Genomic DNA, 15,709 nt, shown 5'->3' with positions numbered 1-15,709 from the left:
TTTGTTCGTTATAGGTGCTTATTCGTTTTCATCACTACGTAAAGGATGGTTCCGTATTAAGAGCTCTTGTTTTTGTCTCGATTTTCCCCCGCTTCCGCCGCATAAAAAACAGATACCGTTCTTAATATGCATGTATCGAGTTCTCCCCGAACCTTTACATCGTTCACACGGCTCTTCATCAAGAGGAGCGGTACGCACCAGTTGAATACTACTATTCTTCTTATGATTAATTGAGTTAAACGTACTCGGAGAGGTTTTCTTCATAGGCAATGGCGTAGAACGCTGTAAGGCACTCTCTACCACGATCTCTGGATCATAAGCTGGTTTCCCAGCGTATTCTAGTGCAGCTCTTCTAGTCTCAACTCTTACAACTACTTCTTGTCCGGCAGCTTCTTTACAAAGCAGCCCCCATGCTAATCCTTCATAAGTTCTCAGAAACATCGCTTCCGTTACCTCAGCGTCCCATAGCCAAGCTTGCTGGCTTTTAACGCACGTATACTGGCGATAATACCATCCGCCTTCTTCTGATCCTCCAAATACTCGAGTGACAGTATAAACGTTCACCCAAGGGATCAGTCCAAAAAAGGTAGGTGCGCGGAGTATAGGTAACATCTGTCCTGATGATGCACCCTGATAGGACTCTAGATCCTTCTCTATGCGTTTTTCACTAGATTTGCACACTGCTGGAGCTTTAATGATTAATCTCTGCTGAAAGCGAATCTGCAGGTGCTTTACTCCCTTTAGAATACGTAATGCGCTTTGAGAACTCCACTGCTTCACAAGCAGAATAGTTTTCTTTATTCGTGCACTAGATAAACAAATGCTAGCATCCTCTGATTTCATATTTTTTATGTCTGAAGATGGATTGGATGGCTTAATCGGATATTGAGCAGTAAGGACAGAGAAGATGAAAGATTGCAATCGATTCAGAAAGAGGGAGCAGAACTTTATTAAACACACCTTCTTCGATAACTTTCGTTCCACATACACTTCTAGAAGCCCTTCTGACCTCTCTATATCCGCTTCAACAGTAGCCATTGCTTCCATATCCTCTAAATAGCAAAGTAGATCTATTTGTTCGTATTGAGGCATCTTTAATCCTCCTCAGGCTCCATAATAGTAATAACCGCTTCTAAGTTATCTCCAGGGCCAATGATCGCTTTGAGCTGAACATTCTCAATATTCCCATGCTTATCAGCCAAAGGGACGGTGAATAGCAGCTCGTGATCATTAGTTGTGGAGGTTCTTGCCACAGAAGCAAGCATGCTTAAACATCTCCACAAAGCTCCACGTGTTCTAATATCGAATGGCTTATCTCCATCGATATCTTGTATGGCTCCGATCCATACCGCACTCGTAATGGCAACAGGATAGATTATACCAAGTTGTCTAGCTGGCTCTGAAACGTCAATTAAGCCGCCATCCTGGATTTTATCTGCTCGTGAGTAGGCATGAATTAGAGTCGTGCCGCAAAGTTCATTCATCTGGACCATCCTTTTATATTTTTTAATGATTGAAAAGAAGATTCAAATCATTCTCTTGTATCATCATGTTTTTGTGCTTCATTTAAGCTGAGTATTACATACTGCATTGGAGTACTCACTCTGACCCGCCGCATGAGATGAATGAATTGCCATTCTCGCTGATTGCGTTTACGGTAATTTGCTAGATTCATCAAAATGAGAAAGTAGTTCATTCCAATACCGATTACTCGCTCTACTCTATTTTGCTGTACCGGTGTACCGCTCAGACCTAATTTTGCATAATAGCCTTGTAAGGTCGAAGTTTCAGAGTGTAACTCGATATCCGGATACCCTGCTTTAAACTTACGTATAGCATCTTCCTGCAGCCTTGAATACTTCTCCCGATGTGCATAGTAAAAGCCAAAAGCGGGGCTATGATGAAGGGTGTAAGCACCCTTTCCATTACGACTAACTACGAAATATCGGTTTAAATAACGTCCGAATACCATTGATTTAGCCGTAAATAACATAGATCCAAGGAGAATAGCGAAAATGAATACGAGTACAAACGTTTCTATAAGAATAATTATCATTTTTAAATACCTCCCCATAACAAATGAAGAGGATTAACGGTTGTATTACACCCGTAATCCTCCTTGTTTTTCTTTATATGCAACAATGATTTCGTGAGACAATTCGGCTTGGGGAAGGTAAGAGGTCACGAAGAACTGAGTGCGCTCTCCGATGACTTCTTCAATCGATTCACCGTTATCAATAAAGACAGGAATCATCATCCCTAGCGTCATGGCCACTAAATCAGCAAGCTCAAACGAAACTCGATTTTTATCAGCACTGGATAGTAAATAATACTCTTTCTCTTCATACCGTAGGCGGTAATGGAAGGTGTAGTCCCCCTCTTTCCCACGTCTTGGAATAAACAAGATCTCAGTATGAGTCAACGCACGATTTGATGCAATCACTTGCATCTCAGCATACCGGAGCATGAATTCTTGTACGGAATCGACCTCTAGCAAAAGATTGTCCCTTTGTATTTTCGCATCAGTTAAATGTTTCTGATGTAGCGGGGTATCTTTGATAGAATGTCCATTCTTTTGTTTTAGCTCTATTTTCGCCTCGAGCATCTGAAGATCAAATTGAAGTTGCTGCAGCTCCTGCTCATTACGTGCTATAAATTCAGCCTTCTCTTCCTCGTAAAGAGCACGATTCGCGTCTATATCCTTCCGTAGGGCAAACCCCTCATTTAGGACATCATTACAGCGATTTGCGATTTGATCTAGCTCAAATTTTCTATTAATAAGTTCTCTCTCTCCACCATTAATCGGTGTATTGTTTAACGTTACCCAGCTTGCAACTTCTGCATCATATCGCTTTCGCAGTTCTTTAGATTCCAGTTCCCATACATTGATGTGTTCCGGAAATGCAGGTCCCGCTTCCTGCTCAAGATTCTCAATTTGTTGACGTAGATCCGTCATTCTCCGTTCATCATCCTCGATGACTGCAGAAGACCCTCGTAGCGCATTCTTGAGAAGCAGTTGAGCTATTTCTTTTTCTGTATCATGAATATAGTCGTTCCATTCATTCAGTTCACTTTTTAAGGACTGTAGATATTGGAGTGGATCTCTCAATCCGTCTATATTCAGACGTGCCTGAGTCTCCGCTGGAAGACTTTTCATGACTTGAGCGACATCTTGTACTGGAAGCATGGAAAGAACTACATTGTTCGTCCTAGCCGCTCCGATTCCACCGATATACCCCGGAAGAAAGATACTAAGTAATGTATCTGTTTCTCCAAACCATTCATCAAAATCATCTTGGCTAACCTTTTCATTATCCAAAAATAGACGCATGGAGCGGGCAGTACTAATACGGCAGAATGAATGCTTAACAAGAAGTCCCTCAGGGGTATGAAACTCCCAAGTAGTAACGACTTTCATTTCTTTAGTATTGGGATTAGCCAAACGTTTCTTGACTCCCTTTACATTCCCCGTTAAATCGCACCCTTTCAGGCACCATATGATGGCTTCGCTAAGGGCAGTTTTCCCCTGTCCGCGATCACCGGTAATATGATTACCCATTCCAAAAGAAAAGGAGTGCTCCGTTTCATAGAGTTTGAAACCAGAGATCTGGGTAAGTACCAGTTTCATCTTATATGCCTGATACATATTTATATTCCCCTCTCACATGAGTCCTCTTAGTTTCATGCTCATATTGGATTGACTAGCGATGATCACATGATCTTGTAGCTCAATACCAATAAGTTTGCTAGCCTCCACTAATCGATTGGTTAGTTCAATATCCTCTTCAGAAGGAGTGCTATCTCCGGATGGGTGATTATGCGCTGCAATAATAGAAACTGCACCACGCCGGATGGCTGCTTTAAACACTTCTCTGGGATGAACAAGACCACTGTTCACCGTACCTATGGAGATCGTTTCTCTTCCTATCACTTTGTTTCTTGAGTCTAAGAAGAGCAGAACAAAATGTTCTTTGTCGAGAAATTTGAGATCATTCAGGAATTCGTAACAATCGTCTGGATAACGAATCACCGTGATTTCCTCTTTCTTAACTGCATGTACCCTGCGTGAAAATTCAAACAAGGCAACGATCGGAAGACTTTGTTTCTCGTTAATACCAAACAGTACCGAAAGCTCGAATTCGGAAAGAGAAGCTAAGTAGTTGAGTCCCTTTTCCAAAATTTGATCCACCAAAACTGATACGCTTCTATCTGTCACTAAAGGTTCTAAGATTAGAATGAGTAAATCTCTAGTGGACAGAGAGTTGGTATTGCACGATTGATAAAAAGAACTCCGAACTTCACGCACCGCATATTGATTGGTATCTGTAATAGACATATTTTTCGCCCATGCCAATTGAAGGGGCAAAAGCCCCAATGCACAATGGCAGCGGGGCTTTCCTCCTCACAATTTGGTTTTTATAGGCATCCTAAAGGCATGGAATCTAGCTTCTAGACAGCAATTTTCCGATCACTGTGCATTCTTTCAGCTTTTTCCGTCTTTCTGCCTCGAATTGTAGTTTCATCAGTTGTACCTTAGTCATGTTTTTTGCCCATATGTATGTACTGGGGCGAAGCCCCTAATTACAACATAGCGGGGCTTCCTCCTTTAAATTAAATTATTTTTATGGTCTCCAGCTTCTTGCTTAACTAAAACTAATTACACTGCCACTGCCAGGTGAAGATGTCTTTTTAGCAGTTGCAGATTCAAGGCTTGTTGAACGCTTAGAAAAGGTTGACGCTCATTACTAGCTTGGATATTCGCACAAACTTGCGCTGGATGCGGATACCCATGAGCGGTCTCCCCTTTCAACCATTTTTCTGTACAAACAGAAATGTTCCCTTGAATATCCACTGGCATGGATTGTAAATAGGTTTCAATATTGATCTCCTGCAGAGGAGTTAGTGTCATAATATAAGTCATCCTCTCAAGCGCCGCAGCGGGCGATATTTATACAACTAGATCGAAGCTGATTTGATCATCAGGCTTCTGCTGGCCTTTCAAATTATGTTTCAATTCATCAAGCCAATGCGAGAAGCGCTGATGCGGGATCGAATTCCGAATATCCTCATTCCGGACTTCAAAATAATAGTGGTCAAGAATGGGATAAAACGAGAAATACAGTTGTTTCTCCGCTTTTGACCAAATCCTTGGATTGCTCTCGACAAATCCATAGATTGGGCGAAACTGTTCAATATCAAGAGCAACCTGCATCCAATTCACTGAAGTCACAAAGTGCTGACTCATCGTAAAGTACCAATCGGATAGCACTCGAGCTAGTAACTCCTTATCGGTTGGCCCATTCTCATTAGCGAAACGAATCCAAAAGTAGGAACGTTCGGGCGAACACATGTTTACCCTGGCCTCCACGGTGAGTGAATGCGTACCTATGGAGCGGGTCCAGCGTTGTTTTTTACCAGGAGTCAGCTTGACTTGCTTCAGGACAGTCGCAACCGCTTCTAACGGTGCTTCTACGTGCCATTTAAAAGCAATATATCGAAGCTTCATTCCGTACTCACGCCCCAATCCGTACATTGTTCCCGATGTTCATGCCAAGTGGAAGCATACCGCGATAATTGCGACCAGCCGCCAGCATGATGGTGTTATCAGGATCAAAACCCGCTTCTATTAGCTGATCGTTGATCATAGAAGACCAGACTTGCAGCTCAGCCGGTGTAAGCGCCGTTATATTCACGGGAACGAGTTGAGCTTTATTTATATCGACGAGACCATCACCAGTAAGGGAGTAAACGAATTCACCATAGGTTTTAGCAATAAGTAGGTTTTCAGACATCCGCTTTTCAAATCCTCCCAAATTGACCAAGAGACAAACTTGTTTTGTCGTCAGCTGTTTCATTTCTATTTCCACCCTCCGGTTCGATTGGTTGATCTCCTCTGAAATGGCATAGGTGCCGATCTTTAGCGGTATGTTATGAAAGGTGAAGAGTTCGAACAATTCTCTTTCAAATTGATCCGCCTCTTCCATAGAGATTCGCTTTTTTCGGCCGCCAACAATCACATTCGTCTGAGGTGGTTTTACAACGTCAAAGTCAATGCAGACGTCGCTTCCATCCAGATCAACAATCGCAAGCCCACTGCAAAGGATACCTAAGTCGCCTTGAATCATTACCTTTTTAATCATCTGGAGATCCTCCCTTTTTTAGGCACAAAAAAAAGGACACCGCAGTAGCAGCCTCCTTTATGCCATCCATATTTGATTTTTTATACACGAGTTACACCAATAAGGTATATATCATGTCTCCATCCCTGAAGGGATCACAGAAGCTGTGGACGTCCGTTAGTTATGATCCTAAATGATTTACTCCTAAAGGAATCATCTAGAAAAACAACATCGTTGTTCCTCAATAACATCTGTGCTATTTATAACTTCTAGGAAAAAATTAATGTTGTTGAGCTTCTTTAGGCAGGAAATCTTGGATTGTGAATTTCTGCTTTAGATCCTGCATGGATACAGTAATCTCTCCAATAATACTGCGATCCACGAGCAATCTTACATAACCCGCAATCAGAGCACTATCATTAAGAAGCATTTGTTCGTCACATTCGCATTTTTGAACTGGAACATCAGTAACTACTAATGTTCCTCCATCAAATTGGCGTTTATTAGTAATCAACATAGTATTGATCTCCTTTTTACACCGGCCACATTGAGACATAAAGCATCCCTCCTATGACCTTATTTTATCATGGTTTACTAAATTCAACAAAAAATAGATGCACTATTTTTATCCAAAAACTGCTCGACTAATCAAGACAAGTGTTCCTACGATGTAGGTAAGGATAAGCAAGGCATGTACTTTGTTTGCATCTTTAGCAGGTATCATTTCTATTCCTCTTCTCTCATGATTTAGGGATATATTTGCTGTAACGCTCCCTATCCACAGGAAATACTGTTTTTACGATAAACTGATCACCAGTTTTCATCAAGATAATCACGACAGCCCAATTACCGGATACTGCAGGACCGATAATGGTCCGCTCCGGTTCAGGATTTCTTCCTCTCTCTCCACTATCGTACCCTTCTACGATCTCACCATTAGCAATTGCCCATACGATATCAAGTTCGTCGAACACACGATCCGGATAATCCGAATTATGATAACGATCTTGCATGTAATGTGGACTAATCGTAGTGACGTAACCATCAAGATAATTTACGCCTTTTCTTATGCATTCCAGCTCTTTAGGCCAGTATTTCTTCATATGGTCCATCTCTATCTCCCCCTTTTCATGTTTTTGGACATAAAAAAAGCCTTGAAATGAAAAAAAAGGCATAACCAAAAAAATGGCCATACTTTTTCAACCTCAAGGCATATTCTATAAGTTGTCAATTAAGACAACAGCTCCTTCTCCAGCTGAATATAAGACAGCGAAGAAAATGAATGTGTTTCGTAATGAGGTAATTATATCCTAATCTATGAAAAGGGGCAATAGAGTGGGCATATTCATTCAATCGCCTTATTTGTCCCAAGTTTGCGGATATATCCATCACGGTAACAGCAGCATCTACAGAGAGCCTAATTCAAAATTTTGATTTTGTTAATTAATATACTTTCATAATTCTAAGTCCTTCAGCGAGAGTAGGTTTATCTTTTCTTGTTTTTCTGCCAGACTACAACCTTCACCGTAGAAGGATACGCGAATCTTATGCGGCTCACTTTTAATGTCAATATAATGAGAACGCTGTAAGGAGACAATCGTCTACCGTGCATATTGTTCTGAGCCTATAATTAGTCTTCTTACTGACAGTCCTTCCCTCATATCTGGAGGCGATCATCTCGGGCAAGTGGATGTCAGAAGAGATAATGTCGTCTAAATCAGTGACATTTCTCTGATGGAATTTCTTTATATATAAACGCCCTTCTCGACTAGAATTGAAGCTTTGATTTTCTAATGACTACCTCTTTTTAGCTTGATAAGTCATTACTATAAAGACTATAAACGAACATACACCAGGAGTTACATAGAGAGGAAAATTTACAGTGAGTGAAACTGCTAGAAGAAAGAATGGGAAGAGAAGACTTATCAAAGTGACTATTGTCGGCTTTTTTATATCAAGAAAAGACTCCACCCAAGTAATATTTACCTTCACAATAAACGATATAAGAGATATCGCTATTGAAAAAGCTAGAAGTAAGACATCTATACGCCCAGTTATATCATACCAGTTATGAGGATGCTGAGTGTACACATGTTTCGCTGATTGGCTTAAGAGAAAAGAAAACATTGCAAAAAAGTATATCCATACTTTAAAAACTCTTTTATGCTTTACATGATAATCTTTCCTTAATAATTGAATCTCCCTCTTCCTTGACATATTCCCACTCCCTTCAATAGGATTCTACGTAATAAGTGTAAACCTGTTCCTAAAATTCAAAAAAAATCGGCACTACTTATGATACGGTTCACCGTATCGGTTATAGGACGAAACTTTGGGCAATAGTTGCTTTGTTTGCTAGGTGAGCAAAGCTGCTCTTAAGAGCAGGTAAGGGATTTGGTCCATCACAGTTACTCTCCCTCATATGGGAATCTGCGCGGGAATTTGGCGGGAGCGCTAAATGATGGAAGCGACTATAAAAAGCTTTGAATAGAACTTTCAAAATTAAAAGCTTGAAGAATGCTGTAGTTTTTTACAGATATGTTGATGCCATACTCAGGCTTGCTTGTTTGATCAGGTTTGCTGTAATCTCGATCAACAAAAATCGCATCAGGAATTGCCCATGTCTTTGCAGGAATTAAAAAGAAGTCCAGCATCATATCTTTTCTATAGATGAGCAGGGCCATATACAAATTGGGATTACAGATATTAAACTTACTCTTTCGAGCAAAAACATACCCTGTTCCTCTCAGTGATTTGACTTGAATTTCCGATAAGATTCCCGCCTTATTCTTCACAATAAAATCGATTCCCCGATCATCAACCTCCGATGAAAATACCTCAAGTCCATAAGAGGCAAACTCCAACTTAGCAAAATACTCAGCATATCGTCCAAGTTGCAATGAATTGAGAAGCGAAGCGCCCAGTTTTTATTAAGCATTTTAAGATTCCTCCTAGTTATGGTCACAAGACTCGACGCTTTTGCTTTATTATCTGTCGTCACTTAAATAATAACTTGATCAGGGACCCATGAAGGCTTGTCTATTTTGGAATTAGATACAACAAGATCGTGAGCATAGGCCCAATGACGTTGATTGAATAACTCTACCTGTTTTCTGGTGATATCAATATGTGGAGGTAGCTCTCTCCAGGTTAAGAGCAACAAATGTCTAGGGGTAATTGGGAGGCTGATTTCGACCGTATCATACCCTATACCGCCTCTATACAGCCAATGTCGCTTGCTTGATTCGGGGTCAAACAACACATAACGATTATCGGAAGTCAAGAATCTAGCTTTACTTATTGAGTATAATATGGCTAGGTTCATCTGTAATAGCACGGACGTTTGCACTTTGATCATCGGAATTAACGTCTCCTGAAGAGGTTTCTCAGCAATCCGCTGCACCTCCTTCATAGAAAAATTAGGTCTGTCCTCGTTGACACGTTCGATACTGCTCATTCCCTCTTTTTGTTCGGGGGTTGCATCTTGATACTGTCTTTGCATATCCTCCATCAGGGAATAAGCCTCGCCCCATTGATGTTGCATGTGATCTCGTTGAAAGGGCGTTCTCGCCTGCATCGCGACGATGAACACAGAGAGCACTTCTTGATCGTCTGTAGTAATTGGTTCATTTTTAACGATTTTTGATACGACCTGACTATATGAGGTTTCGAGTTTGGACAACCCATTTTCAATGTACAGATTTCGTATTCCACTTGGCATATCGATAGTATATAACTCATTTTCTGCAAAAATATTCGAGGGTGCCTTTCGTTTTTGTATACTCCAATCCTTTGAGAATAGCCACACATAAGGCGTTTGACCTTTAGGAATGTCAACATCGCACCATTGCCGAAGATAACACTGAGGAACCCAATGTTGAACCTTATTCTCGAATTGATTAGCCATATATAGTCCTCCTTACCTCGATGATCTTTTATATCATCGTACCATTTGCAAGACACTTCGCCCAACCGAAAAAAGCGAATGCATTGGCAGCCGCCTTTTTATTACCAAAATTGATCAAAAGGATTCTGTTCCGTCTGAATGAGCTTTTCAATGAGTTTCTATTTGATGTAGTGCAGATATCTTCGACGAACCAGGTCAAAGTTGCGGTTTAGCTTTAAATGAGTCCAATCCATCTGATAAGATCGTTCTTTCATTCGTATTCCACGTTACAACCCCAGGAAGGGTACTGCTTATTCAAGTCATCCAATAGTTCTTGCATTATTTGAGCGTCATCAGGAAGATTGTTTTTCAAATTATTCCACCCTATAAGTCTTAAATTTTTAGGCATCTCTATAAGTCCTGTTATCGCATCCCAAAATGCGTCCCAATTCATACCATAGAAATCGGGAAATTGAAGTTGCTTTTTAAGCAGTAAATGGAGTTCTTTGTAGGTTTCAATATCTGAAACATCTATTAGCACGAGTTCGTTTCTTTCATCTTCCATACGTTTCCCCCATTAAATCATTCTTTCATTAACGCAATAATACCTTATACTGGAATAATTATCTTTGCCGTATCGCTTCAAATTTAACTCATAGTCGAGCGGTGGAAGTGCTATGCCCTTTTTACCATTCAAATAACTTCATCAGTATGCCCCCCTTACTACAAAAAACATCAGAACTCCTAGACAGCCTTCTAAGGCATGTTTAAATACCACTCTTACGCTGTTGCGCAGCACTCTGATGCTCTCTATAATACTCCTTTATTTAAAGTAGAGTTTTATGAACTGGCTGTCTCAAAATGGTCATGTATTTATTGCTCTGAATGATTAAAGAAAGTGCCTCAGGTTTGGTACCTGCGGCTTTATATATTATTTAAGATGTTTGACCAGCCCACTTCTGAATGAACCATAATATAATTCTCATCAGTTTTATGGTTGTTGTTAAGCAGATTGCGGGGACAAATTATACAGCACGTTCTCTCATACAATTTCGTCCTGCATAATAACCATAAATAAATATCATTAAAAAGACTAGGATGCCTCTGAACCATGTTCCAGTAAAAATAACCATCGAAGGTGCCCCAAGTGCAAACATTAACAGTAAAATCCAGTTTATATAGGAATGTTTGAATCGTCTTTTAAGAAAGCCTTCAGAAATAATATAGTATAGAAACACAAGGTAGGACAGTGCAACAAAAATCAAAGAAAAAAAGAAGATTTGTTCCTTTACGGTAGAAGCGCTAACAATTAAAGAGGTGAGCAGTATAAGTAATAACAAAAACACCAAATTAAAGTAAGTATAGATTAAAGGAATTCCAAAAGGTTCAATCTTCGTTTTTATGTAGTATTCAATACTTGCTACTATATTTTTATCACTCTTGAATGTTACTGTATCGAATTGTTTTAATTTTAAACTATAGATTTCCTTTTCTATATCATTATGAAATTTAAGCAACAATTCCCTTTTTAAAGACTCTTCAGTTGTCTCTTTAAACTTAATAAATAATTTCAGTAAATCATAGGGTAAGAGAGACGAGGCTTTGGATATCTTTTCAGCAACTGTTAAAAGGTCACTTTTTTCATTAAGATATTTATATATTTCAAATTCAATGTCAGAGTAGATATCAAGAGCCTTATCTACCCGTTGTTGATTAGATTTACTGTTTTCAAGAAAGTTGCTTCTTAGCTCTTTATACATCCAAAAAACTAATACTGTAACTATAATTGATATTGCAGCGGATGTTGAATCAGGAAATAGGGTTCTTAAAAAATCGATAAAATAACTCATTAAATCACTCCTTTTATTTACAATTACGCTTGATATATCGTTTAGTTCCACTGATACCATACCGACTAAAAGAGCGTATTTTAATATTCCATTATTTTACAATCCAATATGTGGTATAATAGGAAACGTATTTGTCAGCTCATTTTATGAATGTTTGTCTAAGAATACTATTTTAGAACATTCTCATCGAATAGATTATTTGAATTATTTTCTTACCTATAAGGAGTGTGAACATGGATATAACTCAAACGCTTTTAAATAATTTATCTGGTGGTGAATTACAAAAACTTGCAGAAGAGCTTTTAACGAGGATTAATAATTGGAATCACGTCTCTCATTATGGAGGATGTGAAGGGGGATTCCGCACAAGGAAAGGAACTCCTGATATATGGGCTGAAAATAAAGATGAAGAAATTACATATATTTGTTCTACTGGTGATTCAACGAAGGGGAAATTGCTTTCAGATATTAACAATGGAGTAAATAAACTTGTCCAATTAGGTATAAATAATAATGCAACGGTAATCTCATTTTTAAATTATGACCCAGATTCTGAAGAAGTCTTAAAGTGTAAAGCGGTTTGCCAAGCAAATTCGTGTAAATTCGAATTCTATACCAATCACGATATATCTGAACTATTGAAAAGTAATCATCAGGATCTGCGGAAGAAATATTTGGATTTAAGTATCGAAGATGACACAACAAAAATAGTTGTTTATGACAATGCTATAAACTCGTTTAGACATGTCGATGTTCTAGTCAATGATATTAACTGGATGAATGATGAAGAGCAGTTAAACACTGCGGCATTATTCAAAGAGTTCGTCTACAACTCATTTTTGCATGGCAATGCGAATTATGTAGAACTCTCTGTTAGGAACGGAAGATTAACTTATATTGATGACGGTGATGCTTTTAATTTCCTTGATTACAAGGATACAGGTCGGGGTGGAAAATACACATTACTGGAATATACACGTACTCATGTGGAGTTTTTAATTACATATAGGCGAACTGATCAAGGGATTAATATTTATACAATAAAGAATAATAAACCAGGGCCGTTTATTTTAGAAGTGAAAGAAGATTGTTCCCTTAATATTGATAGTTGGAGTCGCACTGATGCACTGAAATTACAGGCTATTAATGTCCCTGCGCATTGTAATAGAATCACAATCTCTGTTAATCCAAGTTTCTTCATGATGAGTCAAATCATTTCTCTTGCTAAAACCATTGATCAGTATCTTGATATGAATGTTCATGTGGAGCTTATCATTCCAAAGCATCGTGCTCGCATGTTTGACCGGTGGATTGAAGATTGGTCGGAATTAAGAGGAAATATCATTATATCCCAAAAATAAGGATAAGTGCAGTCACGAAAACGGAGCTGCCTCTTTCATTGTTCTATTCTGATGGATTATACTTAAAATTTTCATGAAATTCTGCCCGTTAACTTAACATATCGCTGCCTAGCGGAAGGCAACTAATATGAATACGACTAACACAACACCCTGCCCTCTTCCTAAGGCGGGGTGTTTAAGTCTCTTTGCATGTAGGAATAAAATCATTACAATTACTGCACTATGCGGAAGCGGAGTTACCCCACTTCACATCAAACAGATGATGTAGCGTAGGATATAACGGTGTATCAGCTTGACGATCTTGCTGCAGTAGTAAGTAAAGGTCTAGCTTCGTATTATCTTCACCATTAAGTGTGCGGCTGTTCATCATGCGAAGCAATAACTGATGCACGCTGTTCATTGTTGCTGGATGTTCCGGATCCGTCCAGTTGCGATTTGTTTGAAAGAAAACATCCTCGTATCTGTGTAAGATAATCCAGCACAAATCGGTCTGTTGGTCCGAATCTAATGATTCTGGGAATAACAAAGCTCGAAAAAGGGATGCATCATCCATGTTGTGGCCAGCCATAGACAACCAGGATAGAATTTCTTGGAAAGTAATCTCGAAATTGACCATGAGGTAAGTATCACTGAACTGCAGATTAACCAATTGTGTATTCATTAATAGGTCCCCTTTATATAGTCTACATTCATCACATAAAATTCTCGTTCATTGGGCGCGTAAATCGTTACTCTAATGGCTTCTGGAATGTCTTTAATCGAGATAATTGGACTTCTCGCTTCAGACGAGTGTACCACGCGATCGTAATTTTCCAAATTAATTATTGGATTTCCTGTTGTGGGATCATGTATGGTGTCATAAACGGTGTAATACTTTCCGTCCATATAATGTTCCTGGCGTGTTTCCACAGCTGGGGCTCCAAAATATTGATTGATCCCAAAGGTGAATGTAATTAATCCCCCAGAAGCCTCGCTTCCCCCACTACCCGCCCCGCTGCCTCCACCACCAACAAATCCTACATCTGTAAAGGCTAGGCCCGTTGCGGGGTCAATTCCTTGATTCATGTCTAGTGAGGCTAGGTTTTGTTTTCGGATAATCGATTTAAGCTTATTAGCATACTGACTATCCGTAGCATAACCAGCCCTTTGGAGCTCGTTAGCAAATTCATAAGGATTTTCTTTGGACAATGCATATCGGTAGCGGCTGTTTTTAAGTAGAAAATTAGAGTGATCAGCAAAAGATCCTGCCACGCTTGAGTAGCTCCGAAATTTTGAGGTCGTTGGTACTCGTTCTCCGTTCACTTCCTCGTGAGTTTTTGCTAAGCAATAATCACCTTTATATGATTTCTCTGCTTTGATACCAAATAAATTATAATTGCATACTGCACGGGCTCCTCTTGAAGATTCAAGAGCGGCTTGAGCAAGGGTGATACTTGCCGGTACCCCGCTCCTGTGCTCCTCATACTGAGCCATTACAGCGTACTGGATGAAAAAGGGATCGGTTAATGATCCGAGAGATGGGGGGATGTAAACCTCTTCTTTTTCCTCCTCTTCGCTAGGGTCTGGATCGGTAGGAACATTACCGTAACTAGTAAAGTTTGAAGAAGCGCCCCAACCGCCCCTAAGTAAGGTCCGAATATAACCGACACCGTTAGTATTGAAAGGAGTTACAGAGGAATCTTCAAAGTTAATATTGCTTAGATATAGCATTTTCTTGGAAGTATATTTTGGGTAACTCACCGGAAGGTCCCAAGCTCCAGGCGTTTCCCATTTCACCTTTTTAAAAGCCTTAAATGCTTGTTCACTTGCAACATCTGTCAGTTTTGAAATAAGCATGACATAAGGCTTAGGGTCAGTAGCTTCTTCTCCATCCGGAATAAGTTCGTAATGTAAGTGAGCACCGGTTGATTGTCCAGTATTACCCGATAAGCCGATAATTTCTCCTTTTTTCACAACTTGTCCTGTTGTTACAAAAGCTTGGTTGAGATGTAAGTAACGGGTGCTCATTGCAATTTCCGGATCACTACTTTGTACGACAACGTAAATCCCAGCATTTTTGGTGGAATCGGCATCATAGTCGGTTGGATAACTAACAGTCTTTACGACTCCATCAAAGGAACTAGCAACAGGAGTACCCTCTGGGATGCCGATATCTATCCCAGAGTGAAACGATGATACTTCTCCTGTCACGGGATGAACCCGCTTCCCAAAGTCACTAGTGATTAAATCCTCCATATCGGATGCATATATCTGTGGTGGAAGGATCTGATCACTTATGACATTTTGACTGATTACAGCATTAGAGGAAGATACTGCACTGGCAATGATGAAAAATAAGAGAAAGATGGCAATACATAAAGCGATTGCACCTAAAAAATAAGGATTGGTAAGGAGCTGAATGGCTTGCTTTTTCAGCATATCCTTACCCTTTTTTTTGAGTTTCTCTACTACTTGGCGTTTAGCCATATCAGTTAAAATATTGGAATTACTCAT

At 39.6% G+C, this 15,709-nt stretch carries 17 protein-coding genes and 1 pseudogene; 2 read left to right on the top strand and 16 right to left on the bottom strand.

Annotated elements, in window-relative coordinates:
* Positions 1 to 18: 18 nt before the first annotated feature.
* The 10 genes from NYE58_RS36525 to NYE58_RS36480 form a co-directional block, all read right to left on the bottom strand.
* Positions 19 to 1,092 carry a hypothetical protein gene (locus NYE58_RS36525; protein ID WP_341004400.1) on the bottom strand — a complete coding sequence of 358 codons (1,074 nt, stop codon included), beginning with the start codon at positions 1,090 to 1,092 and terminating at the stop codon, positions 19 to 21.
* Between the two features lie 2 nt (positions 1,093 to 1,094).
* Complete coding sequence (locus tag NYE58_RS36520) at positions 1,095 to 1,484, bottom strand: DUF6573 family protein (protein WP_341004399.1); 390 nt, start codon at positions 1,482 to 1,484, stop codon at positions 1,095 to 1,097.
* A 47-nt stretch (positions 1,485 to 1,531) separates the two neighbouring features.
* Positions 1,532 to 2,056, bottom strand: a complete 525-nt coding sequence (locus NYE58_RS36515; RefSeq protein ID WP_341004398.1) for a hypothetical protein — start codon at positions 2,054 to 2,056, stop codon at positions 1,532 to 1,534.
* Positions 2,057 to 2,101: 45 nt separating this feature from the next.
* The gene (locus NYE58_RS36510; protein ID WP_341004397.1) at positions 2,102 to 3,646 is read right to left on the bottom strand and encodes an AAA family ATPase; all 1,545 of its coding nucleotides are present in this window, start codon (positions 3,644 to 3,646) and stop codon (positions 2,102 to 2,104) included.
* A gap of 15 nt (positions 3,647 to 3,661) precedes the next feature.
* Complete coding sequence (radC, locus tag NYE58_RS36505) at positions 3,662 to 4,336, bottom strand: RadC family protein (protein ID WP_341004396.1); 675 nt, start codon at positions 4,334 to 4,336, stop codon at positions 3,662 to 3,664.
* A gap of 321 nt (positions 4,337 to 4,657) precedes the next feature.
* Positions 4,658 to 4,909 carry a hypothetical protein gene (locus NYE58_RS36500; RefSeq protein ID WP_076179572.1) on the bottom strand — a complete coding sequence of 84 codons (252 nt, stop codon included), beginning with the start codon at positions 4,907 to 4,909 and terminating at the stop codon, positions 4,658 to 4,660.
* Positions 4,910 to 4,948: 39 nt separating this feature from the next.
* The gene (locus tag NYE58_RS36495; protein ID WP_341004395.1) at positions 4,949 to 5,506 is read right to left on the bottom strand and encodes a hypothetical protein; all 558 of its coding nucleotides are present in this window, start codon (positions 5,504 to 5,506) and stop codon (positions 4,949 to 4,951) included.
* A gap of 7 nt (positions 5,507 to 5,513) precedes the next feature.
* Complete coding sequence (locus tag NYE58_RS36490) at positions 5,514 to 6,140, bottom strand: hypothetical protein (RefSeq protein ID WP_341004394.1); 627 nt, start codon at positions 6,138 to 6,140, stop codon at positions 5,514 to 5,516.
* Between the two features lie 259 nt (positions 6,141 to 6,399).
* Entirely contained in the window at positions 6,400 to 6,636 is a 237-nt protein-coding gene (locus NYE58_RS36485) for a hypothetical protein (protein WP_229696535.1), read from the bottom strand.
* Positions 6,637 to 6,859: 223 nt separating this feature from the next.
* Positions 6,860 to 7,231 carry a DUF4258 domain-containing protein gene (locus tag NYE58_RS36480; RefSeq protein WP_341004393.1) on the bottom strand — a complete coding sequence of 124 codons (372 nt, stop codon included), beginning with the start codon at positions 7,229 to 7,231 and terminating at the stop codon, positions 6,860 to 6,862.
* Positions 7,232 to 8,033: 802 nt separating this feature from the next.
* Between NYE58_RS36480 and NYE58_RS37610 the strand changes: the two are divergent.
* Positions 8,034 to 8,141, top strand: a pseudogene (locus NYE58_RS37610) (hypothetical protein); the annotation flags it as partial.
* A gap of 449 nt (positions 8,142 to 8,590) precedes the next feature.
* On the opposite strand, the gene NYE58_RS36475 reads toward NYE58_RS37610, so the two are convergent.
* The 4 genes from NYE58_RS36475 to NYE58_RS36460 all read right to left on the bottom strand — a co-directional run bounded on the left by NYE58_RS36475 (position 8,591) and on the right by NYE58_RS36460 (position 11,855).
* Positions 8,591 to 8,983, bottom strand: a complete 393-nt coding sequence (locus tag NYE58_RS36475; RefSeq protein WP_341004392.1) for a DUF4365 domain-containing protein — start codon at positions 8,981 to 8,983, stop codon at positions 8,591 to 8,593.
* Positions 8,984 to 9,120: 137 nt separating this feature from the next.
* A complete protein-coding gene (locus NYE58_RS36470) occupies positions 9,121 to 10,026 on the bottom strand; it encodes a DUF4238 domain-containing protein (protein WP_341004391.1) in 906 nt (301 codons plus the stop codon).
* Positions 10,027 to 10,276: 250 nt separating this feature from the next.
* Positions 10,277 to 10,570: a barstar family protein gene (locus NYE58_RS36465; protein WP_341004390.1), complete on the bottom strand. Its 294-nt coding sequence runs from the start codon at positions 10,568 to 10,570 to the stop codon at positions 10,277 to 10,279.
* Between the two features lie 460 nt (positions 10,571 to 11,030).
* Entirely contained in the window at positions 11,031 to 11,855 is an 825-nt protein-coding gene (locus tag NYE58_RS36460) for a hypothetical protein (RefSeq protein ID WP_341004389.1), read from the bottom strand.
* Between the two features lie 233 nt (positions 11,856 to 12,088).
* Here NYE58_RS36460 and NYE58_RS36455 point away from each other — a divergent pair, with 233 nt between their 5' ends.
* Positions 12,089 to 13,216, top strand: coding sequence for a hypothetical protein (locus NYE58_RS36455; protein WP_341004388.1), 1,128 nt, complete (start codon positions 12,089 to 12,091; stop codon positions 13,214 to 13,216).
* Between the two features lie 220 nt (positions 13,217 to 13,436).
* Here NYE58_RS36455 and NYE58_RS36450 read toward each other — a convergent pair whose 3' ends face one another.
* A complete protein-coding gene (locus NYE58_RS36450) occupies positions 13,437 to 13,877 on the bottom strand; it encodes a hypothetical protein (RefSeq protein ID WP_341004387.1) in 441 nt (146 codons plus the stop codon).
* The gene (locus tag NYE58_RS36445) at positions 13,877 to 15,709 is read right to left on the bottom strand and encodes a glucosaminidase domain-containing protein (protein WP_341004386.1); all 1,833 of its coding nucleotides are present in this window, start codon (positions 15,707 to 15,709) and stop codon (positions 13,877 to 13,879) included. Before NYE58_RS36445 ends, NYE58_RS36450 begins: the two co-directional genes overlap by 1 nt.

This window comes from Paenibacillus sp. FSL L8-0708, assembly GCF_038009325.1.
In the GTDB taxonomy this organism is placed as follows: domain Bacteria; phylum Bacillota; class Bacilli; order Paenibacillales; family Paenibacillaceae; genus Paenibacillus_AQ; species Paenibacillus_AQ odorifer.
The sequence above is the reverse complement of the archived record's forward strand: the minus strand, read 5'-3'. Positions and strand labels throughout refer to the sequence as shown.